This is a genomic window from Stutzerimonas xanthomarina DSM 18231, assembly GCF_900129835.1.
GTDB lineage: Bacteria > Pseudomonadota > Gammaproteobacteria > Pseudomonadales > Pseudomonadaceae > Stutzerimonas > Stutzerimonas xanthomarina.
In genome coordinates this window covers 199605-225790 of the sequence record NZ_FQXA01000006.1, presented here as the reverse complement: position 1 = coordinate 225790, position 26186 = coordinate 199605, and the positions used below count along the sequence as shown (strand labels likewise).

Here is a 26186-nt window from a genome sequence, read left to right as displayed (position 1 = left end):
CGCGACGCACCGCGCGTTCCGGTATGAACATCATCGCGGCTGGCGTTGCCGAACATGCATGACGACCGCCACCTTCCGCTTTTATGCCAGGCTCAATGCCTTCCTTCCAGTCGGGGACAGGCGTTCATCTGCTCGTGCGCGCAGGCCGCGACGACCAAGCACATGATCGAAGCCCTTGGCGTGCCGCATACCGAGGTAGCACTGGTACTGGCCAACGGCACCCCGGTCGGGCTCGACTGGGCCATCAATGACGGTGATCGAATAGCCGTCTACCCGAAATTCGAACGCATCGATATCAGCGGACTGGCACCCATGCAGCCGCTCCCGAGCGGCCCGCCGCGCTTCGTCGCTGACGCTCATCTGGGCGGTCTCGCCCGGCTGCTGCGCATGGCCGGCTTCGATACGCTCTTCGACAACCATTACGAAGACGCGGCCATGACAGATCTGGCTAACCGAGAGGGCCGCGTACTGCTGACCCGTGACCGTGCGTTGCTGATGCACCGGGTGGTTACGCATGGCTGCTATGTGCATGCGCTCAAGCCAGCGGACCAGCTGCGTGAGTTGTATGAGCGACTGGAACTGGCCGCCCATGCGCGGCCCTTCAGCCTGTGCATGCGTTGCAACCGGCCACTCTCCGAAATCGACAAGCAGGCTGCGCGCGACCGAGTGCCGCCGCGCGTGCTGGAACGCCACGAGCGATTCGTGGGCTGCGATTGCTGCGGCAGGGTCTTCTGGGAGGGTTCGCACTGGCAGGACATGCGCGCCTTGCTGGGCTCACTGACGGCCGATTGAACGCGACGGCATGCGTCGCGCTCGAGCTCCATCATTCCGAAGTCAGCGAGACGCTTGGCTCAAGGCGGAGTCAGGCGTCTTCGCATCGGTGGTGGCGCTTAGGCGATAGCTGTAGCTAGGCCTGCTCGCAGTTAACCATCCAAGAGACGCCGAAGCGATCGACGAACATGCCGAAACGCTCCGCCCAGAAGGTTTTCTCCAGCGGCATCACGACCTGCCCACCTTCGGCCAGCCCGTTGAACACGCGCTCGCTCTCGGCAACGCTTTTTGGATGCAGGGATATCGAACAGCCCTTGATGCCCTCATACGGACCGCCGCCACAGGCCGCATCCCCGGGCATGGTGTCGGACGCCATCAGCTGGTAGTCGCCCAGGCTCAGGCAGACGTGCATGATTCGCTCACGGTGCTCGGCAGGAAACCGTTCGCCTTCCGGCGCCTGGGCGAAGGTCATCATTTCCAGCGTGCCGCCCAGTACCTTCTGGTAAAGCGTAAAGGCGTCACGCGCCTGGCCATCGAAGGTGAGGTAGGGGGTGATTTTCATGTGATCTCTCCTATTCGGGTTATTGGGTAATCTGCGCGCGCAAACGTTCTTCCTGTTCGCGCAACTCGGGTGTGAATTCAGTGCCGAAGTCGTCGGGTTCGAAGATCTGACGAATCTCGATTTCCGAATTGCCGGTGGCAGATGCTGGACAACGCTTCACCCAGTCGATGGTTTCTTGCAGCGATCCGGTCTGCGATATCCAATAGCCAGCGATCAGCTCGCGGGTTTCGACAAAGGGGCCGTCCACCACCGTTGTTCGTCCCTCACTGAAGCGCACGCGTGCCCCACGAATGCTCGGGTGTAAGCCTTCACCGCCGAGCATGACGCCCGCATTCACGAGTTCTTCGTTGTAGTGGCCCATGGCCGCGAGCACGTCCTCGCTGGGCATCACGCCCGCTTCGGTGTCCCGGTTGGCCTTGATCATCACCATGAATCGCATCGCCTGGCTCCTTCATCGAATGGGAGAGTCAGCCTAGACGGATCTGCAGGAATTTCCGCCGGCTCTGACATTGGTCGAGCGGGCGAGGCGAGAATCGACAACGGGGTGCGACTTTTTATTAGTCGACGAGCCTCGCCGGAGGGCCTTTGGGTGATCAGCTATCTGTAGTTGCGAGCCGAGACGCTCGATCGTCACGACTTCGGAAAGCCGACTGCGAACTCTGTGGCGCTGGATGTGCTTGCGCACTTTTTCTAGGGTGAAGCGCTGGGTGAGCAGCGCTCCCATACCTACGCTCAGTCGCGTGACGGAATATTCAGTCCCTTGGCCACAGCAGGCCGTGCGACGAAGGCATCCAGCACCCGCTGGACGTTGACGAACCGTTCGAACTCCACCAGTTCGCGCGCTTCGTAGAAACCCACCAGATTGCGCACCCACGGGAAAGTGGCGATATCGGCGATGCTGTAGCGCCCGCCCATGAGCCACTCGCGGCCCTCCAGTCGCTTGTCCAGTACGCCGAGCAGGCGCTGGCTTTCGGCGACGTAGCGCTCAAGCGGGCGCTTGTCCTCGTAATTCTTGCCGGCGAATATATTGAAGAAGCCCAGTTGGCCGAACATCGGCCCGATACCGCCCATTTGGAACATCAGCCACTGAATCGTCTCGTAGCGGGCTGCGGCGTCCTCGGGCATGAACTGACCGGTCTTGTCCGCCAGGTACAGCAGAATCGCCCCCGACTCGAACAGCGCCAGCGGCTCACCGTCCGGCCCGTTGGGATCGAGGATCGCCGGGATCTTGTTGTTCGGGTTCAGCGAGAGAAATTCTTCCGAGAGCTGGTCGTTGCTCTCGAAACTGACCAGGTGCGCCTCGTAGGGCAGACCGGTTTCCTCCAGCATGATCGACGCCTTCACCCCGTTGGGCGTGGTTAGCGAGTACAGCTGCAGGCGATCCGGGTAGCTGGCGGGCCATTTCTGGGTGATGGGGAAGGTGGACAGATCGTGCATGGTGCTCTCTCCGCAAAACAGACATCGGAAGGTGAGGATAGCGGGTGCGGCGTGACGCGGTCATTTCGCTAGCCGCGCTTCGATACCGTCACGCGCTGGCCAGAGAGCACTTGTGCAGAGCCTAATGAGGAAGCGTCCCTGGGATGCCGCACCTCTACTTCGGCGGCGTGATCCGTGTCACTTCGACACCTGGTTTTCAGCACCGCTGGCGTCTCGCAGTCCGACATATAGGCGTTACCGACAGCGGTGCCAAAGCGCATGCCCGCCTCTGTACGAGGCGTTCAAGCCTTCCAGGTATAAGGGGGATCAGGCTCCTCGGCAGGCCGCACCACTGTTTCGCAGACCAGGCCGGTTTCGGTGGTCATCTGTCGGGCGGCCTCGGGATCGTCGGCGAATGGCAGCAGTGAGGCCTGCTCAGCGTCTTGACTGGACAGGTTTCCAAGGCTGAGTGCGGCGCAGACCAGGGTGATCGTGGTGAGGACAATCAGCAGTGTCATGGGTTACCTCGCTGCGGCCAGATCGGAAATCGAAGCCTGCACGTTACGTGTGCCAGCACGCACGGTGCACCAGGTGTTGTATGCCATCAGCAGCATGCCAAAGGCGAAAAGGCCACCGCCTGCGAGACGTACCAGATAGCCCGGATGGCTGGCTTCCAGTGCTTCGACGAAGGAATAGGTGAGCGTGCCGTCTTCGTTGATCGCCCGCCACATCAGGCCCTGGGTGATGCCGTTGACCCACATCGAGGCAATATAGAGCACGGTTCCGATGGTGCTCAGCCAGAAATGCGCGTTGATCAGACCGACGCTGTGCATCTGCTCGCGGCCCCAGAGCTTGGGAATCATGTGGTACAGCGTGCCGATGCTGATCATCGCCACCCAGCCGAGGGCGCCAGCATGGACGTGGCCGATGGTCCAATCGGTGTAGTGGGACAGCGCGTTGACGGTCTTGATCGCCATCATCGGGCCCTCGAACGTCGACATGCCGTAGAACGCCAGCGAGACGACGAGGAAGCGCAGGATCGGGTCGGTGCGCAATTTATGCCAGGCGCCAGAAAGGGTCATCATGCCGTTGATCATGCCGCCCCAGCTTGGCGCAAGGAGGATGATCGACATCACCATGCCCAGGCTCTGCGCCCACTCAGGCAGCGCGGTGTAGTGCAGATGATGTGGGCCGGCCCAGATGTACAGGCTGATGATTGCCCAGAAATGCACGATCGACAGGCGGTAGGAGTAGATCGGCCGTTCTGCCTGTTTGGGCACGAAGTAATACATCATCCCCAGGAAGCCCACCGAAAGGATGAAGCCGACCACACTGTGACCGTACCACCACTGCACCATGGCGTCGGTCGCGCCCGAATAGATCGGGTACGACTTGAACAGCGAGACGGGTACCAGCATGTGGTTGACGATGTGCACCATCGCCGTGACGATGATGAACGCCCCGTAAAACCAGTTACCGACATAGATATGGCTGACCCTGCGCTTGGCAATGGTGCCGAAGAACAGCCATATGTAAGCAATCCATACGAAAGTGACCAGCAATGCGATCGGCCACTCCATCTCCGCGTATTCCTTGGAGGTGGTGTAGCCCAGCGGGTAAGTGATCAGCATGGCAACAATCACCGCCTGCCAGCCCCAGAACACAAAGCTGGCCACCACGTCCGAGATCAGCCGTACCCGGCTGGTTCGCTGTACGACATACAGGGATGTGGCGAACAATGCGTTACCGCCGAAGGCGAAGATCACCAGATTGGTGTGCAACGGCCTGATACGCCCGAAGCTGGTCCAGGGCAGATCGAAATTAAGCTGCGGCCAGACCAGTTGAGCGGCGATGAACACGCCCAGGCCCATGCCGAGAATGCCCCATGCCAGGGTCATCAGGGTAAACCGACGAACGATGCCGTAGTTGTAGGTTTCGCCGGCCGAGCCGGCGGCAATCAGGTTGGACATGAATAATTCCAGTTGCACGCAAGGGGGGATATTCCGCTGTCCGCATGCATGTCTTCGCGAGCCACCTCTTTCGGGGGCTTTTATTACGAGACTGCAGAGTTGCGGGAGGAGTGCATACAGTCTGATACTCGACGATTGTGTATGCAAAAGAATAATAATGCGGATTAAGTGCAATAATTTTGCATTTGTAGAGGTGCGACAGGTGCAGTCGCGCTTGGCTGAACCCTATGGCACCAAAGCAACGCGCTGTCTTGCCAGCCATTCGCGAGCGGAGGTCCGCGTGTGCTCGCTGGCGAACGGTCTGGCTCTGAACACCGGCCCGGCAAGCGGATTGCCTTATTGGCTGCCGTCGTCGTTCCCGCTATGGTTTAGAGCCCTGTCCGCCACGGAGCGACGCCGGTGTCTCTGATCACTCCCTACGATCCAAATAACATCTTTGCCCAGATCATTCGGGGCGATGCGCCTTGTTACAAGCTCTACGAGGATGACGATGTGCTCGCCTTTCTCGATCTGTTCCCGCAGTCCTTCGGGCATGCTCTGGTGATTCCCAAACGGTCGGCGGCCTGCAACATCCTCGATGTAGATACCGAGGCGTTGTGCAAAGTGATGGCGGTGGTGCAAACGCTCAGTCAAGTGATCGTCGATGAGTTGCAGCCCGATGGCGTGCAGGTCGCGCAGTTCAACGGCGCGCCGGCAGGGCAGACGGTATTTCACATCCACGTGCATATCGTGCCGCGTTACGCCGGCGAAGGCTTGGCAATTCATGCGGCGGGCAAGGCCGAGCCGGCGGAGCTGGAAAAGCTGCAGGCCCGGCTGGTGCAGCGGCTGGCACAGAAAACCGCTCAGCCGGACCTCTGATTCACGGACTGCGCCGCGGTCGCGACTACGGGTATCGCAGCCGCGACCATCGCAGCAGCGAAGGGGCACCAAAGTACTATTCGTGGCGCCCCGGAGGCTTCGTACCCTGCAGGCATGACGCCTACTTCGTGGTTCCACACCTGCCTGCATGCCCGCACCCTTGGTGTGGCGCGTCGCTGCGTTGCGGCGGTTCTAATCGCCGTGCTGCCGCTTTTCGCGCTGGCGCAAAGTGCTGCGCAACCCCTGCCAGTGCTGACCCTCAGCGTGTTGCAGTTTGGCACCTCGCACTGGGAACTCGACCATCTCAAGCGCCACCATCTCGACAAGAGCAACGGTTTCGAATTGAAGGTGCGGTTGGTGGCCGATCTGCCAGCGTCGCGGCTAGCACTGAGCAGCGGCAGTGTCGACGGCGCGGTCAGCGATCTGCTCTGGGCGCAGGCGCGTTACGAGGCCGGAACGCCCTTTCGCTACGTCGCATTTTCTTCGCAGATCGGCGAACTATTGGTGAACGACGGCAGTGACATTCGCACCTTGGCCGACTTGCGCGGCAAGCGCATCGGTGTGGCGGGTGGGCCGGACGGGCTCGGCTGGCAGCTGTTGCAACAGGTAGCGACAGGGCAAGGCGTCGACCTGGCGCGCGAAGCGACGGTGCAGTACGCCGCGCCGCCGTTGCTGAGCCAGGCGCTGCGTCGCGGTCAGGTGGATGCACTGTTGACCTTCTGGCATTTTTCCGCACGCATGCGCGGCGAAGGCGGCGTGCGCACAGCCTTCAGACTGGCCGATCTGGTCAGCACACTGGATCTCGATTCCGATCTGCCGGTGCTCGGCTATCTGTTTGCCGATTCCTGGGCCAGCGAGCACGGCGCCCTGCTGCGGGGCTTCGCCAGTGCCTTGCGCCAGACCAAGGATCAGTTGGCTGCCGAACCGGACCACTGGCAGGCGATTCGTCCGTTGATGCGCGCCGATGATGAGGCGGTATTCGCCGCGCTGCGCGACAGCTTCGTCGAAGGCATCCCGCAACCTCTGGGCGAGGCGCGCATAACCGCGCTGCACCGGCTGTTAGAGCTGACCGGTGCCAGGCCGGCGAAGCTGATGCCGGCCGCGCTGTTCCAGAGCGAACCATGAAGGGTTCGCGCTGGGCCTGCTGGATCGCGCTGCCGCTGGTGGTTGCGCTCTGGGCAGTTGTCGCGTTGATCGTCAGTACGCCGCTGCTGCCGTCTCCAGCGAGTGTCCTGCAAACCTTCTGGCTGGCCACGCAGAGCGGCGAGCTGCCCCATCACCTGCTGATTACCCTGCGTCGAGTGCTGATCAGTTTTGTCCTGGCGATGGCATTGGGTGCGCTGCTGGGCGTGTGGATGGGCCGCTCGCGGTTTGCCAACGCAGTGCTCGATCCGCTGCTGGTGCTGTTTCTCAATCTCCCCGCACTGGTCACCATCATCCTGCTCTATGTCTGGTTCGGTCTGGTGGAAGCGGCAGCGGTGCTGGCGGTGGTGATCAATAAGGTGCCGAATGTAGCGGTGACCGTGCGTGAAGGCGCGCGCAGCCTCGATCCCAAGCTGGAACAGATGGCGCAGGTCTACGGTTTCAACCGTTGGCAGCGGGTGGCCAACGTCTGGCTGCCGCAGCTGTTTCCCTATCTGATGGCGGCGACCCGCGGCGGCCTGGCGCTGATCTGGAAGATCGTTCTGGTCGTTGAGCTGCTCGGGCGTTCCGACGGTGTCGGCTTCCAGCTGCACATGGCCTTTCAGGTGTTCGATGTATCGAGCATCCTGGCCTACAGCCTGGCCTTCATCGCGGTGGTGCAACTGATCGAACTGGTTGCGCTGCAACCGCTGGAACGGCGCGCATCATCCTGGCGCGAGGCGGGAATAGCGCATGCTTGAGCTGCGGATCGACGGTGCGGCGACAGGCCATCCGGTGCTGGGTGCAATCGACGTGCAGGTGCGGGCGGGTGATCGCATCTGCCTGCTGGGACCGTCCGGCGTTGGCAAGACCACGCTGCTCAACGCCATCGCCGGGCTCGATCCGCGTCTCAGTTCTATGGCTCGGCCGCGTGCCGGTGTGCGTGTCGGCTACCTGTTTCAGGAGCACCGCCTGTTGCCCTGGCGCACGGTGCGGCAGAACCTGGCGCTGGTCGGCGCATCTTCTGGCGATATCGATCGTTTGTTGAATGAGGTGGGGCTGTGTGATGCCGGGCACCGTCTGCCCGATCAGCTGTCGCTGGGCATGGCCCGTCGCGCGGCGCTGGCGCGGAGCCTGGCGATCAAGCCGGACCTGCTGTTGCTCGATGAGCCCTTCGCCTCGCTGGACCCGGATCGTGCCGACGAACTGCGCGGGCTCATCGTCCAGCTACTGGATGCGCAGCCGCAGATGGCAATGATCTGTGTAACCCACGACGCCCGTGATGCCGACCAACTGGCCAACCGCCTGTGGTACATGAGTGGCCGGCCTGCCACCTTGCGCTGGGATCGGCCCCTGACCGGTGGCGCCAGTGCGAGCCGTATCAGTGCAGAGCTGCGCTTGCTCGGCGTCTAGCAGGCTGCGGCGTTCATCAAGTTCACGCCGAGCGATACATCGGTTCTGCCTCGTCGACTGCTACCCAACGGCCAGCTGGGTCAGCGTGTGCAGCACCAACCCGACCAGACCACCGACCAGGGTGCCGTTGATGCGGATGTATTGCAGATCCTTGCCGACGCTCTGTTCCATCTGCTCGACCAGTTCGCGGCTTTCCCAGTTTTCCACGCGCTGGGCGATGTACTTGCCGATCTGTCCGCGATAGCGCTCGAGCATCGCGGGCGCGGACGCCATCAGTTTTTCGTTGATCCAGGTGCGCATTGCGGTATCGGCGGCCAGCGAGTCGCCGAGGCCCTGGGTCAGCTTGACGATCCGTTTGCCGATGCGCGAGTCCGAACGGTCCAGATCGGCCTGCAGCCAGTCGGTCAGCTCGTGCCACAGCGTCTGGATATAGACGGTGGTAGCCGGATGCTCCAGCAACTGCGCAACGATGCGCTCGACTTCCAGTCGATAGGCCGGGTCATGCTTGAGCCGGTCAATATATTCACCGACATGCTCGTCGAAACGCTCGCGCAGTGGGTGTTCGGGATCGCCCGCGACCTCGGCGATTACCGCCGATACGCCATCGACGAACTTGTTCGCCGACCAGCCGCCGACCGCCTTGCCCAGGCCCAGATAGCGCAGGGTGCGTACCTCGGCCGTGATGGCATCGGCCACCAGCGCGCGGGTTTCGTCGTCCTGCAGCAGAGCATCGATTTTGGTCAGCGCTTCATCGAGCATCGCCTGATGCTTGCCCTGGCGGGTGAGCATTTCCAGCACCTGCCCGCAAACCGGTGCGAGGTCGACCTTGCGTGCGCGGTTGATCAGCTTGGCCTGAACGAAGGCCTGCACTCGCTCGTCATGCAGAGATTCGACGCCGAACCGCGCCATGCCGGTGAGCTGGCGGCCGACCGCTTCGGCGTTAGCCGGTTGGCGCAGCCAGTTGGCGAGGCGTCCACCGATATCCAGCGCGTCCAGTTTCGCCAGCACCAGTGGTGTGGACAGAAAATGCGTAGTGATGAAAGTCGATAGGTTCTGCCCGATGCGCGCCTTGCTGCGCGGGATGATCGCCGTATGCGGAATCGGCAGGCCGAGCGGATGGCGGAACAGCGCGGTGACGGCGAACCAGTCGGCAATGGCGCCGACCATAGCCGCTTCGGCGGATGAGGCAAGGTAGCCCCAGGCCGGATGGCGCGGCTCCAGGGCGGTCGCGATGATGTAGAGCAAGGCGGCGACCAGCAGCAGGAGGCCGGCAACCAGCTTCATGCGTGAAACCGGAGATTGCCAGAGGCGTTGCAGAGGGCTCATGCGATTCCTCTTGGTAGCGGCGGAAGGGTGACGCGAAGGTGCAGTCAGCCGGATGGCCGACAGGTCTGCCCATACAGCACAGACCCGGTTGAACGGTGGTGGGTTCGAGTGGCCGGTTTGATGCGTTTAATCCGGAGCAGTCTGCGCCGCTTATTCTTCGTCGTCTTCCTCACGCAAAAGGACGTAGGTGTCGTCATCCAGGCGCTCGCAGACATAGAACATCGAGATGGTGCCGTCCTGTTCAGTCACGGCCGCGTAGTCGTCCGCATCGACGGTGAAATAGCCCTTGGAGTCGGAGCCGTGTTCACTGGCAAAAACGGCAGTGAAGAAGGCGTCTTCGGGCATGCCGTCGAAGTAATCGGTGCGCGCCTTGGCGTCCCACTCCTGCGGCGGTTCGAACTGCCCGGTGATGATGACCCGGGCGTCGCCCATGTCACGCTCTTCACCGTCCGGGTCCGTTTCGTGAGCGCGGTAGATGGTGCAGCTCAGTGCATCCGGGTTGGCCAGGATGCTGTCGCGTGAAGGGGTTTGGGTGGCAGGCATGGCAGGCAGCTCCGGTCAAAGGTTGGATTGTCGGCAGTGTGGTGGAGTACTGGGGTCGCTGCAATCGCAAGTTGGAAAGGGCGACGGATTCTTTTGGCCTGCCGATGAGTGACCGGACCACCGGTGCCGGGCCCGGCGAACGCTGTCGGCCGACTGTTGCTCCAATGGGTTAGACCCTTCGAAACCATGCAACGAGGTAGCCATGAACCAGAGCGACCAGACTCAGCGTGAGCAGAACGAGCCGGCCGAGGATCTGCCGGACATCACCATGACCGACGCTGGCGAGAAGGAAGCCGGCGAAGACCCTGACTTCGACGATAGCGAAATCGAAGGCGGTGACGACGATCGGGGCTAGCCCGTTAACGCTCGTCTATCGCGCCCGCTGTATGGGAGTCGGTAAGTCAAGCGGTGCAATCGATTGCCGGCCACGCCAAGAAAGCGGGCCGAGCGCATTTCATAGAAGGAGCACAGCATGGACAAATACCACGTGAATCCAACCCCGATGGGCTGGGAGCTGACCGATCAGCAGTCTCAGGAAACGGTATTGCGGACCCTCACCAAAGACGAAATGTTCACCGGCCTGGACAGCTTGATGGAAGGCAAGACCGCATCGGTCGAGGTCTACGATCGTAACGGGACGTTGGAAGAAGAGCGGCCCTATCCCGGCAGCAGCCATCCGGTGTCGACCCGTTAGCCGCCGTCGCATGACGGACCCCGATGCGTTTGATGCGGCGCGCGCGACGCGTCAAGTTTCGTTGAGTGGAGGATAGGGTTGCGTCCAAAATGTGAACCCGATACCCAAGCGTCAAGCAACCGGTACAGGTTTTTTTGACTGGACAGAGGCCGTCAGTCAGGTCAGTATCAAAGTGCCATCAGGGCAGCGGGCTGTTGTTGTACCGGAATGCTCAACGCTTGGTACACATAACGCCGTCAAAGGAATGATCGGGGCAGTTGAATGACTGCCCCGTGCGTCGTTGAATTCATGGATGGCTCTAACGCTTTTTGTTTGTCCCCTGTCTTCGCTTCTTATAGTGCATCTCTGCACATTGTTCCTGTTCGTATCGCTGTTCTGGCGGCCTGAGGGATGCCGGTTTGGCAGGGCTGTATTTGCCCGCCTGGTGTCACTCGGACCTTATGGATCAAGGACCAGAAGACATGAACAGCAGAACTTTCCCGTCTCGATTGCTGGTGCTAGCAGGCTGCTTCGCCTTGGCCAGTGGTTGTCAGACACTCGCACCCACCCAGAAAGCGGCGGACTTCAACGAACTCTACGTCTCCGGAGCCTATCAAGCTGCCGCTGACGCAGCGCTTTCCAATGCCGGCGGTCTCTCAACTACCCAGAAACCTGAACTGCTCTGGTCGCTACAGGCTGGCACGGCTCTTACGGCCAGCGGCCAATTTGCGCTGAGCAATCAGGTCTTTGATGCAGCGGAGAACCTGGCCAAGGAAGAGGATACCGAGCACCTAGCGCGCAAAGGGTTCGAGAAACTTACCTCTACGCTGGTGAACAATAACCTCAACAGGTATTCGCCGGCTGTGTATGACGGGGTGATGATCAATACCTACAAAGCGCTGAACAACATCTTTCTCAGCGACGCACAGAATGCGCGCATCGAGTTCAACCGTGCCGCGGACCGTCAGCGCCGTGCGGAAGAGCATTTCCGCAGCAAGATTGAGGAACTGAAGCAAAAGCAGGCGAAAGCGAAGGACGAGCAAGCGTCGTCGACGACTGCCGGCATGCCTCAGCCTGATCGCGATCAGGCCGAAAAAACGGTGTATGACGCTTATCCCGAACTTGCCGACTGGCAGGTCTACCCCGACTTCGTAAACCCCTATACGGACTACCTGCACGGGCTGTACTTCATGCTCGGCGGCACGGACAAGGATGATCTGGGCAAGGCGCGGGATTCGCTGCGTCGGGTTGCAGGAATGAATCCCACCAACCCTGCGATCAAGACTGACCTCAAGGTCGTCGACAACTTGATACGCGGCAAATGGCGCAAGCAGAAGCTGAACCCTGCGGTGTGGGTCATCTTCGAGAACGGCTTGGGGCCTCAGGTAGAAGAGCTGCTGATACCGATTCCGCTGTTTGTGGTTAACAACAAGGTCGAGTACTCGCAGCTGGCATTGCCGAAGCTGAAATTGCGTGAACAGGCCTACGATCACCTCGAGCTTTTTTCCGGCAAGCGTTCGCTAGGCAAGACCGAGCAGCTGGCCAGCCTCGATCGCGTCGTGCAAACCGAATTCAAGCGCGAGTTCCCGCTGAAGGTTACCGAAGCCGTCATCAGTACGCTGACCAAGGGCGTCATTCAGTATCAGGCGCGTAAGGAAGGCGGACTTGCTGGCGCCTTGGCTGCCGGCATCTATCAGGCGGTTACCACTCGCGCCGATACGCGTATCTGGAGCGCGCTTCCGAAGGAAGTGCAGGTGGCACGTGTGCGCCGCCCGGATGATCGCAAACTCACCATCAATGGACCTGGGCTCCTGACGCCGCTGCAAATCGAATTGCCGGACGCACAGTTCTCCATCGTCTACGTCAAGGCGGCGGCACCGGGTACGCAACCGGTTTACCAGATCGCCAGCTACAAGCCCTGAGGCCTGAACCATGATTATTCGCGCTCTGCTACTGGTCGCGGTGCTGATCGTTTCCGGCTGCCAGACCAAAACGCTGGATACCGAGCACCCGCATCTGGTCATCGGGCCACGGGCCAGCAGCTATCTGCAAATCGAAGGTGTGCAGGAGGGGACGGCTTCCGGCGACTTGCTGCGCGCCGGGGTACGCCTGCACAGCATCAGCAATGTGCGGCAGACGCTGCGCTTTCGCTTTGAGTGGCTCGATGCCTCTGGTTTCGAGCTTCGAGGTCTGGCCGGGCGTTGGGAGCGGCTTGAGCTTCGACCGCAGGTTAGCCATTCACTCGACCGCATCGCGCCGTCTCCGAAAGCGACGAACTACCGCATCCACCTGTTCGATATCAACACACCTGCCAACGTCAAACCTCATACATCAGGAAGTTATCCATGAAGATTCAGTCCGCCTCCGCCCTCTTTCGAGTTGCCGGGATGGCTGCGCTATTGGGCCTAACCGTAGGCTGCGCACCCCAGACACAGCTGCTCTCGTCGTCTTCAGTCGACCGCCCGATAACGCTGGGCCTTAGTGCTGCGGATTTCGAGCAAGCCGCTGCGGCCGCAACGCAATCGATGCTGGAATCCGGCGCGGTCGAGCGCAATGACGGCAAGAAACACATCATGGTCGTGTCGAGCGTGCTGAACGACACGATGCAGCGCATCGACACCGATCAGCTGGTAAAGAAAATCCGCGTTGAGCTGCTGCGCAGTGGCAAGGTTATGGTCACTACCGCCATCGGCCTGAATGGTGCGGAAGATCAGATGAACACTGCTTTTTCTGAGCTCAGCCAGTCACGCAAGGTGGATCGCTCGACCCTGGTCAAACAAAAACTGGCGGCTCCAAACATGAGCCTGTCCGGCAAGATCCTGCAGCGCAACAACCGCGTCGATGGCAACAAGGAACTGGTCGAGTATTACTTCCAGATGACCCTAAGCGACCTGCAGAACGGCCTCGCCGTGTGGGAAGGCGAGGAACAGATCAGCAAGCTTGGCAGTGCCAAGGGCACCTCTTGGTAAGGACACCGACATGAAAAAGTTGATTGGCAAAACACTGGTCGCGTTGGTCATCGCCGGCGCTGTGCCCGCGCTGCATGCGCAGGAACCGGTTGCGGTCGCGGCGGTTATCTCCGAACAGGAGCTGGACACAGCAGCCGCTAGCATTGCCGCTGCTGCGAAGCCTGACGTCAGTGATCCGGGCCTGAAAATCGAAACATTGATTGAAGACTTCGAAGCCTCGGCGCTGGGGCAGGCCTTCCGTGATCGCCCCGGCATGTTCTACGCAACCGCCAGCAGCTCGGTGATGGTAGGTCCCGACAGCCGCGACTGGGGGAACGCCCGCGTCATGGCTTACAAGGACGCCCTGCTCAAGGCACAAGCCAAGTATGTGGAATTTTTAGGCGTCAGCGTCCGCGCTGAGAGCCTCAGCCGCTTGTTCGACGACAAATCGCAGATGCCCTCATTCAGCGAGTCCGATCTGCGAGCAAACGGCAAGCTCGGCGAGCTGTTCGACAAGGCGGTTGCAGTGGTCGGAGGCAAGCTCGACGGTGAGTTGCAGGAAATGGGCATCGACCCGCAGGAATTCCGCGCCGCACCGGTGGAAAAGCGCGCCAAGATGTTCGAACGCTCTGTTTCCGAGAGCACCGTGACGCGGGCTCGCCAGAGCCTGACCGGCGTCATTCCGGTGAAGACCTTCGAGGCCTACAACGAAAATGGCGATCATGCCGTAGCGGTAGCCATCGTCGCATCCAGCAAATTTCGTCAGTTTGTCTATGACATCGCCCAGAGCAAGGGCGACATCGCTGCTGACCCGACCAAGGCCAGCCAGCAGCCCTTGCTGCAACTCTTGCGCGCCGATAAGACGGCATTGATCGACGAGTTTGGCATTCGACGCATGTACGACGAGCAGGGCTATCCGGTGCTCGTATCGTTCGGCCAGTCGAGTAACCCCTATCGTGGCGACGACTTTCAACAGCGAGCGGACAACCGTGAGCTTTCCTATGCCAGCGCCAAGTCGGCGAGTTACGCGAACTTTGCCTATCTATTCAATGCGACCGGCAGCACTGAACAGACCGAAAGCAAGAAGATGGTGCGTGAAACCACTGGCGTAGCGACAGCCGAGGGGCAGAACGTCACTGAGTCCGAGGAACAGACGCTGCAGTTCGTCAGCACGATGGATCGGCAGATTGCCGCGCGCGGCAGCATTTCGAACCTGCCGGGCACCCGCGAACTGTTCCGCTGGAGCGCCAATCACCCGCTTTATGGACACGAGATCAACGGCGTGGTGTACGTCTGGCATCCGCTCGCCGAGCAAAATGCTCGAGGGTTACGCGATTTCAAACCCGCGCGGACCTCGAGCAATACGCAAGCTACGCAGCGCCGCGGTGACGGTCAGGCCGGCACGAGCCAAAGCCGCAACTTGATGTCAGCTGACGATTTCTGAGGAAGATCCCATGCCTGTGTTAATGAAAGCGTTGGGACTCATGCTCGTGCTGCTGGTTGGGCCGGTGTTGGCGGCTGAGCAGGCCGTCGATGCCACCGGCTACGGCGCCAACCGCACGCTGGCGATTGCCGATGCGCTGGTTCAGGGGCTGCGGCAGGCGACTGGCGTGACCATCGAGAGCCAGGAGGTCATGCAATCCATCTCTGGACGACAAAGTGTCAGCGTCAATGACGAAGCAACACACACCAGCAGCTTTGAAGTCGCTCGTCAGGGCGACCTGCAGCTGAAAACGGGTGGCGTGGTGTCGCGCTATGACGTGCACGACGTGGCGCAGGAAACCGATGGCAGCTACCGGGCCGACATCACTTTGCATGTGATCAAGTATGAAAAGCCGGGACTGTCAGCCGACAGCCGTCGCAGCCTGGCGGTGATGCCGTTCCACGTCGATCGCAAGACATTTTCGCTGCTGGGCGACAACACTCCCGCAGCGAAGGTCGAATCGGAGCTGCGCAATCGGGTTCTCGATCTCTTTACCCAGTCGCGACGGCTGAATGTGCTGGATCGGGAGTTCGGAGCGGAATTCCAGCAGGAAAAGGCGATCTGGGTGGGCGGCGATGCGGCAATTGCCGAGCAGGCGAAGGCGGGCAATGTGTTGGGTGCCGACTACCTTGTGGTAGGCAACATCCGTGGCATGCGTAGCAGCCGCAACGTTAAGACACTGCAATTGACCGGCGAAACGATCACGACCTACAGCGGCAGTGCTCAGCTTGATTACAAAATCATTCTGGCGGCTACCCGTCAGGTCAAGTGGTCTGACTCGATAACCCTCAACTTCAGCGATTCCGGGGTCCGTGGCTTGCTCAGCAAGTACGGCTCGTCACAAGCGGGCATGACGGCGGAGCTGGCCGAGCAATTAGTGAGCAGCGCGTTATCGAACATCTACCCGATGCGGGTTGTAGCCAAGAACGGCAAAACGGTGGTGCTGAACCAAGGCGGTAAGACGCTTAAGGTGGGTGACAAGCTAAGCGTCTACTTTCTTGGTGAAGAGATGTTCGATCCCTATACCAACGAGTCTCTTGGCCAGCTCGAAGAAAAGGTCGCTGATGTGCAGGTAGTGCGGGTCAATGCAAAAACGACCTACGCCAAGATCATCGGTGGTGAAGGTGACCTGATCGAAACCGGAGCTATAGTGCGACGGTAGTTAGCGGAGCAAATGCTGGCCGTGTTGCATGTGGCCAGCATTGTTGCCCAACGATTCCCACACTGTAAGGAAGGCTCGCATGCGTTTACTCGTGGCACTCATTCCTCTGATCGCCTTGGCCGGTTGCTCGTCCTGGCAGGCGGACCCGGAGGACATCACGCCGGTGCCCGAGGAGCGTCTGCGTGGTTACCAGACGCCTGTAGCCAATGGTGGCGAGCTGGTAGTGACCCGTGATTTCGGCATTCGCGGCGGCGGGTGCTACGTGGCGGTGATGGTTGATCGCAGGCTGGCGGCACGTATTCATGTCGGCGAGCAGGTGCGCTTGCAGGTGCCGGCCGGGATGCGCATCGTCAGCATCGAATCGGATCCTGAGGACGACACCCTGTGCGGCAAGGGCGATCTGCTACGCGAGAGAGCGGCGCGGGTCGAGCCGGGTGAAAAGCTGCAGTTCCGCATCAGCAGCGATAACCGCATCGGCTTCGATATCCAGCAGGTCGACATCCAGTAAAGGTGCACGCCGCGCTTAAACCTCAGGGCGATTTCGCCGTGGTTCCGGCCGTATGGACGCCGAAACATCTTGGACCCCGCTATGGCTGAGCCCCGCTTGCAAAAGACTGCTACAGCGGCCAGACCCACAGAATGACGGGAACGGCCACCAGCACCACCAGCATCGACAGCGGCAGCCCGAGCCGCCAGTAGTCACCGAAACGGTAGCCGCCGGGCGCCATGACCAGCGTGTTCGACTGGTGCCCGATGGGCGTCAGGAAGGCGCAGGAGGCACCGATGGCGACCGCCATCAATAGCGGATCGGCAGAGGCGTCCATACCGCGCGCGAGGGCGATCGCCACGGGCGCGGCGAGCACCGCGGCGGCGGCGTTGTTGACCACGTTCGACAGCAGCATCACACCCACCATCAGGATCGCCACGGTGGCTGCCGGCGGGGCGGCCTGGCCAACGTCCAGCAGAGCATCAGCGATCAGGCGCGAGCCTCCGGTGCTTTCCAGCGCTTCGCCAATGGGCAGCATCGCGGCAATCAGGACGATGATCGACATGTCGATGCTCTTGTAGATGTCCCCCGTGGGGACTAGCCCGACCAGAATCATCGCCAGGGCGGCACCCACCAATGCGACGGCGGACGGCACCATGCCCAGCGCAATGAGCACCAGCGCAGCGGCAAAGATGCTGCTGGCGAGCAGCACCTGGCGAGGTGCGGTGATCCGCAGGCCGCGCGATGCCAGCGGCAGGCAACCGAGACTGTTGAGCGTCGACTGCAGCTGATCCTCACGCGCCTGCAACAGCAGGATGTCGCCCGCGGCAAAGCGGATCTTGCCCAGCCGCTGTTGCAATCGCTGCCCTTGGCGAGCCACGGCCAGGATGTTGACGCCATGACGCTCACGCAGTGCTAGACCGGAGGCGCTAGTACCGATCAAAGACGAGCTTGCAGTGACGATGGCCTCGGCCAGGGCGCGCTCGGCGTTGCGGTCGGCTTTGGAATCGGCAGCCTCGGGCTGTTTGTCAGGCTCACCGTTCCGTTTCAGCTGTTTGTCCTGTTCGGCTTTTTCACGGGCGTCCGCCTTGCTGTCGGCTTCGGCAGCAAGACGCAGGTGCGTCACGTCGAGAAACCGCTTCAGGCTGTCAGAGTCAGCTTCGACCAGCAGGATGTCGTCGTTGCGTAGAACTTCATAGGTCGACGGCATACGGTGGTACTTTCCGGCACGTACCAGCCCGGTGACCATTACATCGACCTCGTCACCGCCTGCGACGATCAGGTCATGCAGGGTGCGGCCAGCGTATTTGCTGTCGGCCGGAATCTGCAGCTCGGTCAAATAAGCGCTGATTTCGAACAGCCCCTGCTCACCGCTCGGGTCCTCGCGACGAGGCGTCAAGCGCCAGAGCAGAGCGATCAACAGCACCCCGGCAAGGGTGATGGCGAGGCCCACCGGCAGGAAGTCGAACATGCCGAACGGCGCTTCGCTGATTTCACGCCGATAGCCGGCAATGATGATGTTCGGCGGCGTGCCGATCAGGGTCAGGGTGCCGCCGAGCAAAGAGCCGAAAGCCAGCGGCATTAGCAGATAGGAAGGTGAGCGCCCGCTCTGTCGCGACATCCAGACGGCGACGGGCATGAACAGCGCGAGCGCGCCGACGTTATTCATGAAGCCCGAGCACAGCGCGACGATGCTGGTGAGCGTCATTACCTGAATCCAGGGCCGATCGCCGACCTTGGTCAGGTGCCGTGCCAGCGAATCCACCACACCCGCATTGAGCAAGCCGCGGCTGAGCACCAGCACGGCGGCAACGGTGATCACCGCCGGATGGCCAAGGCCCATGAATGCCTCTTGCGGTGGCACGATGCCGGCCAGGGCGACCACCAGCAATGCGCCAAGGGCGACGATGTCGTAACGCCAGCGATTCCACACAAACAGCCCGAGGGTGGCGGCCAGCACAGCGAATACGATCAGCTGATCGCTTTGCATGGATAACTCCGATAACGGCTTTTGCCGCAGTGGGCGGATGAAGATGAAAGAGCCGAGCGGCAGGAGGTAGAGCGTCAACGCGAAGCGCCTAGTGCCGCCATACACTAGCCGTTGGCGCGGGTGCTGAGCCAGCGCTGCGTTCGATATTAGTGATAGCGGGGTGGGTGTTTAAACCAGACACTGCTCGCATTCTAGGGCCGAAATATTCCGCGCCGGATACTTTTCCAGCCCCAGCCACTGGCAAGACCCGCTCCGGTGGGCAAGGATGTAGCGGAGTCCAGATCAGAAAGTGCCCATGCCCAAGCATCTAGTTCTGCAATGCCGTGATGGCTATCCGCTCGCCGCGCAACTCTGGTTGCCGGCTGGCGAAGCGCGCGGCTCGGTGATTATCAGTAGCGCGACTGGCGTGCTGGCCCGCTACTACGCGCGTTACGCCGGTTTCCTGCGCGAGCAGGGCTATGCGGTGCTGACTTACGACTACCGTGGCATCGGTGGGTCGCGTCCGGCCAGCCTGCGCGGCGTTAAGATTCGCTGGCGTGACTGGGGTGACTATGACTTCGATGCGGCAGTGCGCTGGATGCGCGCCCGCGATTCAGAGGGTCTGTTGGTGGCAGTAGGGCACAGCATCGGCGGCTTCCTGCCTGGTTTCGCGACGGCGGCAACAGAGGTGGATCGCTTTCTCAGCGTCGGTGCGCAATACGCCTATTGGTCGGATTATGCTTCGGCGCAGCGCTGGCAGATGTTCGCCAAATGGCATCTATTCATGCCTGCCCTGACAGCGCTATGCGGTTATTTCCCTGGGCGGCGCCTGGGCTGGCTGGAAGACCTGCCAGCCGGTGTCGCGCTGGAGTGGGCGTTTCGCCGCGCACGGCTGGAAAGCAGCTATCCGGCTCACGAACGTGACGAAGTGCTGCAACGCTTTGCCGCGGTCCGCGCACCGATTCTCGCGGTGAGCGTCACGGATGATGAGTACGGCACGTTGCCGGCTATCGAACGAGGCTTGAGTTATTACCGGAACAGTACTTGTGAACATGTGCGGCTCAGCCCCGCCGAGCTGGGTCTGGCGCGGGTCGGGCATTTCGATCTGTTCCATGAGCGCCACCGGCACGGCTTCTGGCAGGCAACCCTGGGCTGGATAGACGAGGGCCGCAATCCATGGACAACAGCGCCCCTTGAGTCAACCGAATGCCGGGCATGCTGAGCGCGGCATGATCAGCAGGTCGAGATCGGCGTTGTCTGGCAGGCCGCCATTCTGGCGACCTGTGTTGGCGATTTCCCTGACTGGCTTGGCCCGAGCGCTGCCCGTGCGCGCCGCAATTGGGTTGCCGATCAGATCCGGAACTGCTTGACCAGTGCGCCCAGGCGGTTGCCCGGCTGCTCCAGGTTGCGCGCCGTCTGCGCGCCTTGCTGGGTCTCGTCAGCGACCTGATCGACCGAGACGGCGATCTGATGCACGCTGCGGTTGATCTCCTCGGCAACCGAAGTCTGCTCTTCGGCGGCACTGGCGATCCGCGCGTTTATGGCGTTGATGGTGCCGATCAGCTGAGCGATCGCATCCAGGGAAACGCCCGCGCGATTGGCCTGTTCGCTGCTGCTCTCGCCCGCTTCGCTGGAACGGATCATGGCGTTGACTGCGCTTTGCGTGCCTTGCTCCAGGCGATCAATCATTCCCTGGATTTCCTGCGTGCTCTGCTGAGTCCGGCTGGCCAGTGCGCGCACCTCGTCGGCCACAACAGCAAAACCTCGGCCGGCCTCGCCGGCACGTGCCGCCTCGATGGCGGCGTTGAGCGCCAGCAGATTGGTTTGGTCGGCAATCGAGCGGATCACGCCCAGCACATTGATGATTGAGCTTACGTCCTTTTGCAGGTTGTTGATGGACGCACCGCTTTCCCCGATGTCCTGCACCAGCGAGTGAATGCGCTGAACGCTGACATCGACGACTCGCTTGGCGTCCTGGCCTTCCTGATCGGTTTGTTGTGCGGCGTTGGCAGCATTCTGCGCGCTCTGTGCCACTTCCTGTGCTGCGGCGGACATCTCATGGATGGCTGTGGCCACCTGGTCGGTTTCCTGGCGCTGCTGCGCCATGGCGATCTCGGAGCGCCGTGCCTGCGCAGCCACCTCGCCAACCAGCTCGGTCAGCTGAGAGGTGACCTCAACCATCTGGCTTACCATGCCGTGAATCTTCTCGACAAAGCGGTTGAACGAGGACGCCAGCTCGCCGACTTCGTCCTGGCTGGTGATCTGCAGCCGATGGGTCAGGTCGCCTTCGCCGGCGGCGATGTCGTCGAGGTTGTCTTTGATGCGCTGAATAGGCCGCACGATAGAGTTGCTCAGTGCCAGCCCGACGAGGCCGGGCACGACCAGCATGATGGCTGCCAGAACAATGGTGCTGGTGACGATCGCCTGGATTCGCTCATCGATTTGCGCCTGGATTTGTTCCAGTTCGGCATCAATGCTGTCGATGTTGATCGAGGTACCGATGGCCATGTCCCACTTCGGCAGGTTAGTGGTTATAAGACAGCTTCGGCAGCAGCACGCTGTCGTTGCCGGGCATCGAGGAAAAGTACCGCAGGTAATGGCTGCCATCCTTCGCCGCACGTACCAGTTCGGTGTTGATGAACATGCCTTGCTGATCCTGACGGTCCTTCATGCTGGTGCCAACGCCGTCCGGGTTGGTGCCACGGAAAAAGACGACCCGAAACGGGGAAACTTAAGCCCCGTAACGAAATATTTCCACCGTAGGCAGCGCCCGGTATGTCGCAGCCTCATGTTCGGGCTGTTCAATCGCAGGCGGTGGCGGTTCCCCGGGTTGCTTCGCTTGCATCGCTTGCGGTCCAGGCCCACCAGAACACCAGCAGGCCGGCGGCGCCGGTAGCGGCACCAATGTAGCCGGTGGCAGTCCAGCCAAGGCCAGCGCTGATCGCCAGGCCGCCGAGCCAGGGGCCCAGGGCATTGGCGACGTTGAACGCCGAATGGTTGGACGCAGCGCCAAGCGTCTGGGCCTCGCCGGCCACGTCCATCAGGTGAGTCTGCAGGGGCGGGCCGAGCGACACCATGGTGCCGACCGCAAACGCGGCCGGAAGGATCGTCCACAGCGAATGCGCGGCGAGCGGGAATATCAACAGGACCAGAATGCTCCACAGCAACAGCCAGGCGACGGCTTTGAACCCCAGCTTGTCGAACAGCCAGCCGCCGAAGATATTGCCGACAATGCCGCCCAGGCCGAACGCGGCGAGACCCACCGGGATCCAATGTTCGCTGACGCCGGTGACCTGCAGCATGGTCGGTGCCAGGTAGCTGAACACGCAGAACATGCCGGCGAAACCGATCGAGCTGATGGCCAGTGCCAGCCACACCGGTTTGCGATTGAAGTCGCGTAGCTCGCGTATCGCATTGTTGCGCGGCTCGCTGCGGTCGAGCGGCAGGAAGATTGCCACCAGCAGTACCGTCAGCAGCGCGATGAGCCCGACCAGGCCGAAGGCCCAGCGCCAACTGAGCCACTGCCCCAGCCAGGTCGCGGTGGGGTTGCCGATCAACATGGCAATGGTCAGGCCCGCCAGCACGCGGCTAACTGCCTTGGCCCGCTGATCTGGAGCCACCATCGAGGCTGCGACCAGCATGGCTACGCCGAAATAGGCACCGTGAGGCAGGCCGGCCAGAAAGCGGAACAGCATCAGCGCCTGGTAGTCCGGTGCCATGGCGCTGGCAAAGTTGCCCAGGGCGAAAAAGGCCATCAGCAGCAACAGCAGATGCCGCCGAAACATGCGTGCGCCGAGGATCGCCAACAGTGGTGCGCCCACCACTACGCCCAGGGCATAGCTGCTGATCACATGGCCCACCTGCGGCTCGCTGATGCCGGGGCCCTGCGCGACGTTGGGCATCAGACCCATGATCGCGAACTCGCCGGTGCCGATGGCGAACCCGCCCATGGCCAGCGCCAGTTCAATCAGCAGAATGGCGCGCGCCGAGAGCATCGGCTTGCCTGTGGCGTTCACTTGGGTCATCGGTGCCTCAACGGATGGTTTGAATAACGGACACGTGCTGCTGGAGTCGAGCGGCGCTGGGCGTGCGGGGGATGGGGCGATGGGTAGGCAATAATCGCAAGTTGAAGTTCGTCGCGGCATCGAAGGCAGATTGTATCTACGGCACGACCCGTAACAGGCAACGCGCAGCAGTTATCGGCACCCGGCCAGGACCGGTGGCGAACTGACTGTCGCCCTGCATGGTCCTCAGCCGCCATGTGCCTGTAGGCAAACACCTGGACAGCAGGCCGCAGGATAAATGCGCTCCGTGCGAAGGCTGCCTTGGCCACCGTGCTGGCAGCTGCAGCCATCCGATGTACGGCGCGGTGCGCAGAGGAGGGTCGCCGTTCAGTCGCTGCGCAGTTGAAACTCAGCTACTAGCTACGGGCAGCAAGGGCTTTGGTTAGCAGATGCGGTGTGTCCTGAGCGCCCATGGAATGCGCGATAGCCAGGGGCGTCACGCCGTTCATGTCGGCACGACTCGGATCCGCGCCGCGCGCCAGCAACAGTTCGACAATTTCACTGCGATTGAACATGGCAGCCATCATCAGTGCGGTCTTGCCGTCGGGCGAGGCGCTTTCGACATCGGCGCCGTGGTCGAGCAGCAGTCGGGCCATTTCCAGGTTGCCCTTGAACGCAGCGCCGGCCAGCGGGCTCTGGCCTTTGTCGTTGCGCAATTGGGGGTCCGCACCGTTTTCCAGCAGCACGCGCGAGGCGTCGAGATGGCCGTGGTAGCTGGCGAGCATCAACAGACTGTCGCCGTTGTGGTTGCGGATATTGGCCGGCAAGCCCCGACCGAGCAGGTCGCCGAGACGCTGAGCGTCACCGGTACGGGCACTTTCGAAAACCTGCTCGGCGAATGCCAGTGCGGCGTCGTCCAGTTCGGGTTTGGAACTCGGTTGATCCGTCATCTAGATCTCCTCGACTGTCGGGTTGGGCGCAGCGGCGCGAGCGTCAATTCTGCCAAAGCAATCGGCCCGGGCTGGCAACTGCGTATCTATCCGACCGATAGGCAGCGCCAATGTGCGAAATGTGCGCGGGCGGAACGGCTCTGGCAGTATTTGCGGCTCTATCACCGGGAACCTTGCAAATGAAAGCTGAAGATCTCGAACGCCTGGTGACCCAGACGATGCCGTACGGCAAATACAAGGGCCGGCTTATTGCGGATCTTCCCGGCAACTACCTGAACTGGTTCGCCCGGGTCGGTTTCCCACCCGGGGATCTCGGTCAGCTGCTGGCCCTGATGCAGGAGATCGACCACAACGGCCTGTCCGGCTTGCTCGAGCCGCTGCGTCGTCGTTGAGTCAGTCCCCGTTTTCCGCCTGAAGCGCTGCCAGCGCTGGTGCCGCATAGATGCCGGCTTCCACCGCCAGCGCCATGACCCGCTCGATATCGCAGGTGTAGACGAGTACGGCCTGCAACTCATCGTCCAGCGGCTCGCTGAAGTCCACCAGCACGTAGCCGCCTTTTTCCGGGTAGAGACTGCTCAACTGGGTCTGGATGCGGTTGAGTGCCTTGAGCGGCTCGGTCTTCGCCAGCTGCTTTGGCTTGAGGACGAAATTCACATCCGGCCCGAATGACCCGACGATCTGCTCGAACAGCGCCTGATAATCGTCGGCCTGGAACAGTACGGTGTCCGGCAAGCTTCCGACGATCATCCATTCACCCAGCGGAATGGGAAAGTCATCGTCGTAGATGATGTCCGGATTCGCCTGCAGGAAAGCCTGGGGGTCCGCATAGGCCTGAGCCGCTTCGTCGGCGAGTCGGTTGATCTCGTCATCGCTCATGCAGCCTGAGCTGATCAGACGTATCAGTTCAGCGAGTGGCTCTTTCATCGGGCGCGGTCCTGGAATGAGGGTGTGCAAGAATACCCGAAAGCCTGGAGCCAGCGGGCCACGGTGGGCGTAGCAGGCGCACGGCATTCCTCGCTGCAGATCATCAACCTTTGTCTGCTTTTACGCGCTGAGCTGCAGATTGTGTTCGGTTTTCGTGCACAATAGCCGCCATATAAACAGACGCGGCGTGACGATCGCATCGGCGCTCGCTGGCTTCGCTCCTGTTCCGACACCCGACTACGATCAGCCAATATTCGAGAGGAACGACTGTGCATAACGTCGTCATCAGCGGTACCGGCCTTTACACCCCTGCCCAGAGCATTTCCAACGACGAGCTGGTTGAGTCTTTCAACACCTACTCACGTCGTTTCAACGACGAGAACGCTGCGGCGATCGAAGCGGGTGATGTTCAGCCGATGCCGGAGTCGAGCTCTGCGTTCATCGAGAAGGCGTCCGGCATCAAGAGTCGCTTCGTCACTGACAAAGCCGGCATCCTCGATCCGGATCGCATGGTTCCGCGCATCCCTGAGCGCAGCAATGACCAGTGGTCCATCCTCTGCGAAATGTCGGTCAAGGCCGCTCAGCAGGCGCTTGAGCGCGCAGGTAAAACCGCAGCCGATATCGACGGTGTGATCGTTGCCTGCTCCAACCTGCAGCGCGCTTATCCGGCGATTGCCATCGAAGTGCAGGCGGCGCTGGGTATCAAGGGTTTCGGTTTCGACATGAACGTAGCCTGTTCCTCGGCCACCTTCGGTATTCAGAATGCCGCCAACTCGGTGCGATTGGGCCAGGCGCGTGCGGTGCTGATGGTCAATCCGGAGATCTGCACCGGGCACATGAACTTCCGCGACCGCGACAGCCATTTTATCTTCGGCGACGCCTGCACGGCGGTCATCGTCGAGCGCGCCGATCAGGCCACCTCGGGCTATCAGTGGGACATCGTTAGCACCAAGCTGGCGACCGAGTATTCCAACAATATCCGCAATAACTTCGGTTTCCTCAATCGCACCGCCGAGGAATACATGACCAACCCGGACAAGCTGTTCGTTCAGGAAGGCCGCAAGGTGTTCAAGGAAGTCTGCCCGATGGTGGCCGAGCTGATTGGCGAGCACCTGAAGGAAAACGGGATCGAGGTCAGCGAGGTAAAGCGCTTCTGGCTGCACCAGGCGAACCTGAACATGAATCATCTGATTGTACGCAAGTTGCTCGGTCGTGATGCTAGCCCGGAAGAAGCGCCCGTTATTCTCGACACCTATGCCAACACCAGTTCGGCGGGTTCGGTCATTGCCTTCCACAAGCATCAGGATGACCTGTCCAGCGGCAGCCTCGGCGTGCTCAGCTCGTTCGGTGCGGGCTACTCGATTGGCAGCGTGATCCTGCGTAAACGCTGAGTTGCGTTAACACTCACGGGTAAAAGGCGGACTTCGGTCCGCCTTTTTTGTACCTTGCCGCCGCATGCAGAGAGGATCCGGCTGCCGCCTTGATAATTAGCGATAAAGACGGATCTTTTAAGTTCCCGCTGTCATAAAACCTTTATGGAATAGCCACCTGGCTGACACACGCGCTGGCCAAGATGCCGGCAACACAAAGAGCCACTAGCCGTGT

At 61.2% G+C, this 26186-nt stretch carries 26 protein-coding genes and 2 pseudogenes; 16 read left to right on the top strand and 12 right to left on the bottom strand.

What is annotated here, in order from left to right; genetic code table 11:
* Window positions 1–58: 58 nt before the first annotated feature.
* Window positions 59–792: pseudogene (locus BUE09_RS16370) on the top strand (Mut7-C RNAse domain-containing protein).
* Window positions 793–907: 115 nt separating this feature from the next.
* On the opposite strand, the gene BUE09_RS16365 reads toward BUE09_RS16370, so the two are convergent.
* From BUE09_RS16365 to ccoN, 5 genes are all read right to left on the bottom strand, one after another.
* Window positions 908–1333 carry a VOC family protein gene (locus BUE09_RS16365; protein WP_073302436.1) on the bottom strand — a complete coding sequence of 142 codons (426 nt, stop codon included), beginning with the start codon at window positions 1331–1333 and terminating at the stop codon, window positions 908–910.
* Window positions 1334–1352: 19 nt separating this feature from the next.
* A complete protein-coding gene (locus BUE09_RS16360; RefSeq protein WP_073302434.1) occupies window positions 1353–1772 on the bottom strand; it encodes a YciI family protein in 420 nt (139 codons plus the stop codon).
* Window positions 1773–2065: 293 nt separating this feature from the next.
* A complete protein-coding gene (locus BUE09_RS16355) occupies window positions 2066–2770 on the bottom strand; it encodes a glutathione S-transferase N-terminal domain-containing protein (protein WP_073302432.1) in 705 nt (234 codons plus the stop codon).
* A 281-nt stretch (window positions 2771–3051) separates the two neighbouring features.
* Window positions 3052–3267 carry a hypothetical protein gene (locus tag BUE09_RS16350; protein WP_073302430.1) on the bottom strand — a complete coding sequence of 72 codons (216 nt, stop codon included), beginning with the start codon at window positions 3265–3267 and terminating at the stop codon, window positions 3052–3054.
* A gap of 3 nt (window positions 3268–3270) precedes the next feature.
* Window positions 3271–4719: a cytochrome-c oxidase, cbb3-type subunit I gene (gene ccoN, locus BUE09_RS16345; RefSeq protein WP_073302428.1), complete on the bottom strand. Its 1449-nt coding sequence runs from the start codon at window positions 4717–4719 to the stop codon at window positions 3271–3273.
* A gap of 399 nt (window positions 4720–5118) precedes the next feature.
* On the opposite strand from ccoN, the gene BUE09_RS16340 reads away from it, so the two are divergent.
* The 4 genes from BUE09_RS16340 to BUE09_RS16325 all read left to right on the top strand — a co-directional run bounded on the left by BUE09_RS16340 (window position 5119) and on the right by BUE09_RS16325 (window position 8112).
* A complete protein-coding gene (locus BUE09_RS16340; protein ID WP_073302426.1) occupies window positions 5119–5577 on the top strand; it encodes an HIT family protein in 459 nt (152 codons plus the stop codon).
* Between the two features lie 114 nt (window positions 5578–5691).
* Window positions 5692–6702, top strand: coding sequence for an ABC transporter substrate-binding protein (locus tag BUE09_RS16335; protein WP_073302424.1), 1011 nt, complete (start codon window positions 5692–5694; stop codon window positions 6700–6702).
* Entirely contained in the window at window positions 6699–7460 is a 762-nt protein-coding gene (locus BUE09_RS16330; RefSeq protein ID WP_073302422.1) for an ABC transporter permease, read from the top strand. The genes BUE09_RS16335 and BUE09_RS16330 overlap by 4 nt, the downstream gene beginning before the upstream one ends.
* On the top strand, window positions 7453–8112 hold the full coding sequence (locus BUE09_RS16325; protein ID WP_073302420.1) for an ABC transporter ATP-binding protein: 660 nt from the start codon (window positions 7453–7455) through the stop codon (window positions 8110–8112). Before BUE09_RS16330 ends, BUE09_RS16325 begins: the two co-directional genes overlap by 8 nt.
* 60 nt (window positions 8113–8172) lie before the next feature.
* On the opposite strand, the gene BUE09_RS16320 is transcribed toward BUE09_RS16325, so the two are convergent.
* Window positions 8173–9438, bottom strand: a complete 1266-nt coding sequence (locus BUE09_RS16320) for a DUF445 domain-containing protein (RefSeq protein WP_073302418.1) — start codon at window positions 9436–9438, stop codon at window positions 8173–8175.
* Window positions 9439–9588: 150 nt separating this feature from the next.
* Window positions 9589–9981 (bottom strand): hypothetical protein, encoded by a 393-nt coding sequence (locus BUE09_RS16315; RefSeq protein ID WP_073302416.1) that lies wholly within the window; start codon window positions 9979–9981, stop codon window positions 9589–9591.
* Between the two features lie 202 nt (window positions 9982–10183).
* Here BUE09_RS16315 and BUE09_RS20420 point away from each other — a divergent pair, with 202 nt between their 5' ends.
* From BUE09_RS20420 to BUE09_RS16280, 8 genes are all read left to right on the top strand, one after another.
* A complete protein-coding gene (locus BUE09_RS20420) occupies window positions 10184–10336 on the top strand; it encodes a hypothetical protein (protein WP_167369792.1) in 153 nt (50 codons plus the stop codon).
* A gap of 117 nt (window positions 10337–10453) precedes the next feature.
* The gene (locus tag BUE09_RS16310; RefSeq protein WP_073302414.1) at window positions 10454–10675 is read left to right on the top strand and encodes a hypothetical protein; all 222 of its coding nucleotides are present in this window, start codon (window positions 10454–10456) and stop codon (window positions 10673–10675) included.
* Window positions 10676–11136: 461 nt separating this feature from the next.
* Window positions 11137–12576, top strand: a complete 1440-nt coding sequence (locus tag BUE09_RS16305; protein WP_073302412.1) for a COG3014 family protein — start codon at window positions 11137–11139, stop codon at window positions 12574–12576.
* A 10-nt stretch (window positions 12577–12586) separates the two neighbouring features.
* Window positions 12587–13003 (top strand): DUF1425 domain-containing protein, encoded by a 417-nt coding sequence (locus BUE09_RS16300; protein WP_073302410.1) that lies wholly within the window; start codon window positions 12587–12589, stop codon window positions 13001–13003.
* Window positions 13000–13623: a penicillin-binding protein activator LpoB gene (gene lpoB, locus BUE09_RS16295; RefSeq protein WP_073302408.1), complete on the top strand. Its 624-nt coding sequence runs from the start codon at window positions 13000–13002 to the stop codon at window positions 13621–13623. Before BUE09_RS16300 ends, lpoB begins: the two co-directional genes overlap by 4 nt.
* A 10-nt stretch (window positions 13624–13633) precedes the next feature.
* Complete coding sequence (locus tag BUE09_RS16290) at window positions 13634–15046, top strand: DUF6844 domain-containing protein (RefSeq protein ID WP_073302406.1); 1413 nt, start codon at window positions 13634–13636, stop codon at window positions 15044–15046.
* A 10-nt stretch (window positions 15047–15056) separates the two neighbouring features.
* Window positions 15057–16247 (top strand): hypothetical protein, encoded by a 1191-nt coding sequence (locus BUE09_RS16285; RefSeq protein WP_073302404.1) that lies wholly within the window; start codon window positions 15057–15059, stop codon window positions 16245–16247.
* 79 nt (window positions 16248–16326) lie between these two features.
* Window positions 16327–16755: a 3-isopropylmalate dehydratase gene (locus tag BUE09_RS16280; protein ID WP_073302402.1), complete on the top strand. Its 429-nt coding sequence runs from the start codon at window positions 16327–16329 to the stop codon at window positions 16753–16755.
* Between the two features lie 109 nt (window positions 16756–16864).
* On the opposite strand, the gene BUE09_RS16275 is transcribed toward BUE09_RS16280, so the two are convergent.
* Window positions 16865–18724, bottom strand: coding sequence for an SLC13 family permease (locus BUE09_RS16275; protein WP_073302400.1), 1860 nt, complete (start codon window positions 18722–18724; stop codon window positions 16865–16867).
* A 295-nt stretch (window positions 18725–19019) separates the two neighbouring features.
* Here BUE09_RS16275 and BUE09_RS16270 point away from each other — a divergent pair, with 295 nt between their 5' ends.
* Window positions 19020–19925, top strand: a complete 906-nt coding sequence (locus BUE09_RS16270; protein ID WP_073302398.1) for an alpha/beta hydrolase family protein — start codon at window positions 19020–19022, stop codon at window positions 19923–19925.
* A gap of 128 nt (window positions 19926–20053) precedes the next feature.
* On the opposite strand, the pseudogene BUE09_RS16265 reads toward BUE09_RS16270, so the two are convergent.
* The 3 genes and pseudogenes from BUE09_RS16265 to BUE09_RS16255 all read right to left on the bottom strand — a co-directional run.
* A pseudogene (locus BUE09_RS16265) lies at window positions 20054–21419 on the bottom strand (methyl-accepting chemotaxis protein); the annotation flags it as partial.
* Window positions 21420–21504: 85 nt separating this feature from the next.
* Complete coding sequence (locus BUE09_RS16260; RefSeq protein ID WP_073302396.1) at window positions 21505–22728, bottom strand: MFS transporter; 1224 nt, start codon at window positions 22726–22728, stop codon at window positions 21505–21507.
* A 395-nt stretch (window positions 22729–23123) separates the two neighbouring features.
* Entirely contained in the window at window positions 23124–23657 is a 534-nt protein-coding gene (locus BUE09_RS16255; protein ID WP_073302393.1) for an ankyrin repeat domain-containing protein, read from the bottom strand.
* A gap of 179 nt (window positions 23658–23836) precedes the next feature.
* Here BUE09_RS16255 and BUE09_RS16250 point away from each other — a divergent pair, with 179 nt between their 5' ends.
* The gene (locus BUE09_RS16250) at window positions 23837–24049 is read left to right on the top strand and encodes a DUF3820 family protein (protein WP_019341106.1); all 213 of its coding nucleotides are present in this window, start codon (window positions 23837–23839) and stop codon (window positions 24047–24049) included.
* 1 nt (window position 24050) lies between these two features.
* Here the strand turns inward: BUE09_RS16250 and BUE09_RS16245 are convergent, their stop codons facing one another.
* A complete protein-coding gene (locus BUE09_RS16245; RefSeq protein ID WP_073302391.1) occupies window positions 24051–24581 on the bottom strand; it encodes a hypothetical protein in 531 nt (176 codons plus the stop codon).
* A 269-nt stretch (window positions 24582–24850) separates the two neighbouring features.
* Between BUE09_RS16245 and BUE09_RS16240 the strand changes: the two genes are divergently transcribed.
* The gene (locus BUE09_RS16240) at window positions 24851–25972 is read left to right on the top strand and encodes a beta-ketoacyl-ACP synthase III (protein ID WP_073302389.1); all 1122 of its coding nucleotides are present in this window, start codon (window positions 24851–24853) and stop codon (window positions 25970–25972) included.
* Window positions 25973–26186: the final 214 nt, after the last annotated feature.

Bases quoted from the DNA above. Each gene is read 5' to 3' on its own strand.
- BUE09_RS16365 (WP_073302436.1), bottom strand. From the start codon at position 1,333: ATGAAAATCACCCCCTACCTCACCTTCGATGGCCAGGCGCGTGACGCC.
- BUE09_RS16360 (WP_073302434.1), bottom strand. From the start codon at position 1,772: ATGCGATTCATGGTGATGATCAAGGCCAACCGGGACACCGAAGCGGGC.
- BUE09_RS16355 (WP_073302432.1), bottom strand. From the start codon at position 2,770: ATGCACGATCTGTCCACCTTCCCCATCACCCAGAAATGGCCCGCCAGC.
- BUE09_RS16350 (WP_073302430.1), bottom strand. From the start codon at position 3,267: ATGACACTGCTGATTGTCCTCACCACGATCACCCTGGTCTGCGCCGCA.
- ccoN (WP_073302428.1), bottom strand. From the start codon at position 4,719: ATGTCCAACCTGATTGCCGCCGGCTCGGCCGGCGAAACCTACAACTAC.
- BUE09_RS16335 (WP_073302424.1), top strand. From the start codon at position 5,692: ATGACGCCTACTTCGTGGTTCCACACCTGCCTGCATGCCCGCACCCTT.
- BUE09_RS16330 (WP_073302422.1), top strand. From the start codon at position 6,699: ATGAAGGGTTCGCGCTGGGCCTGCTGGATCGCGCTGCCGCTGGTGGTT.
- BUE09_RS16325 (WP_073302420.1), top strand. From the start codon at position 7,453: ATGCTTGAGCTGCGGATCGACGGTGCGGCGACAGGCCATCCGGTGCTG.
- BUE09_RS16320 (WP_073302418.1), bottom strand. From the start codon at position 9,438: ATGAGCCCTCTGCAACGCCTCTGGCAATCTCCGGTTTCACGCATGAAG.
- BUE09_RS16315 (WP_073302416.1), bottom strand. From the start codon at position 9,981: ATGCCTGCCACCCAAACCCCTTCACGCGACAGCATCCTGGCCAACCCG.
- BUE09_RS20420 (WP_167369792.1), top strand. From the start codon at position 10,184: ATGAACCAGAGCGACCAGACTCAGCGTGAGCAGAACGAGCCGGCCGAG.
- BUE09_RS16310 (WP_073302414.1), top strand. From the start codon at position 10,454: ATGGACAAATACCACGTGAATCCAACCCCGATGGGCTGGGAGCTGACC.
- BUE09_RS16305 (WP_073302412.1), top strand. From the start codon at position 11,137: ATGAACAGCAGAACTTTCCCGTCTCGATTGCTGGTGCTAGCAGGCTGC.
- BUE09_RS16300 (WP_073302410.1), top strand. From the start codon at position 12,587: ATGATTATTCGCGCTCTGCTACTGGTCGCGGTGCTGATCGTTTCCGGC.
- lpoB (WP_073302408.1), top strand. From the start codon at position 13,000: ATGAAGATTCAGTCCGCCTCCGCCCTCTTTCGAGTTGCCGGGATGGCT.
- BUE09_RS16290 (WP_073302406.1), top strand. From the start codon at position 13,634: ATGAAAAAGTTGATTGGCAAAACACTGGTCGCGTTGGTCATCGCCGGC.
- BUE09_RS16285 (WP_073302404.1), top strand. From the start codon at position 15,057: ATGCCTGTGTTAATGAAAGCGTTGGGACTCATGCTCGTGCTGCTGGTT.
- BUE09_RS16280 (WP_073302402.1), top strand. From the start codon at position 16,327: ATGCGTTTACTCGTGGCACTCATTCCTCTGATCGCCTTGGCCGGTTGC.
- BUE09_RS16275 (WP_073302400.1), bottom strand. From the start codon at position 18,724: ATGCAAAGCGATCAGCTGATCGTATTCGCTGTGCTGGCCGCCACCCTC.
- BUE09_RS16270 (WP_073302398.1), top strand. From the start codon at position 19,020: ATGCCCAAGCATCTAGTTCTGCAATGCCGTGATGGCTATCCGCTCGCC.
- BUE09_RS16260 (WP_073302396.1), bottom strand. From the start codon at position 22,728: ATGACCCAAGTGAACGCCACAGGCAAGCCGATGCTCTCGGCGCGCGCC.
- BUE09_RS16255 (WP_073302393.1), bottom strand. From the start codon at position 23,657: ATGACGGATCAACCGAGTTCCAAACCCGAACTGGACGACGCCGCACTG.
- BUE09_RS16250 (WP_019341106.1), top strand. From the start codon at position 23,837: ATGAAAGCTGAAGATCTCGAACGCCTGGTGACCCAGACGATGCCGTAC.
- BUE09_RS16245 (WP_073302391.1), bottom strand. From the start codon at position 24,581: ATGAAAGAGCCACTCGCTGAACTGATACGTCTGATCAGCTCAGGCTGC.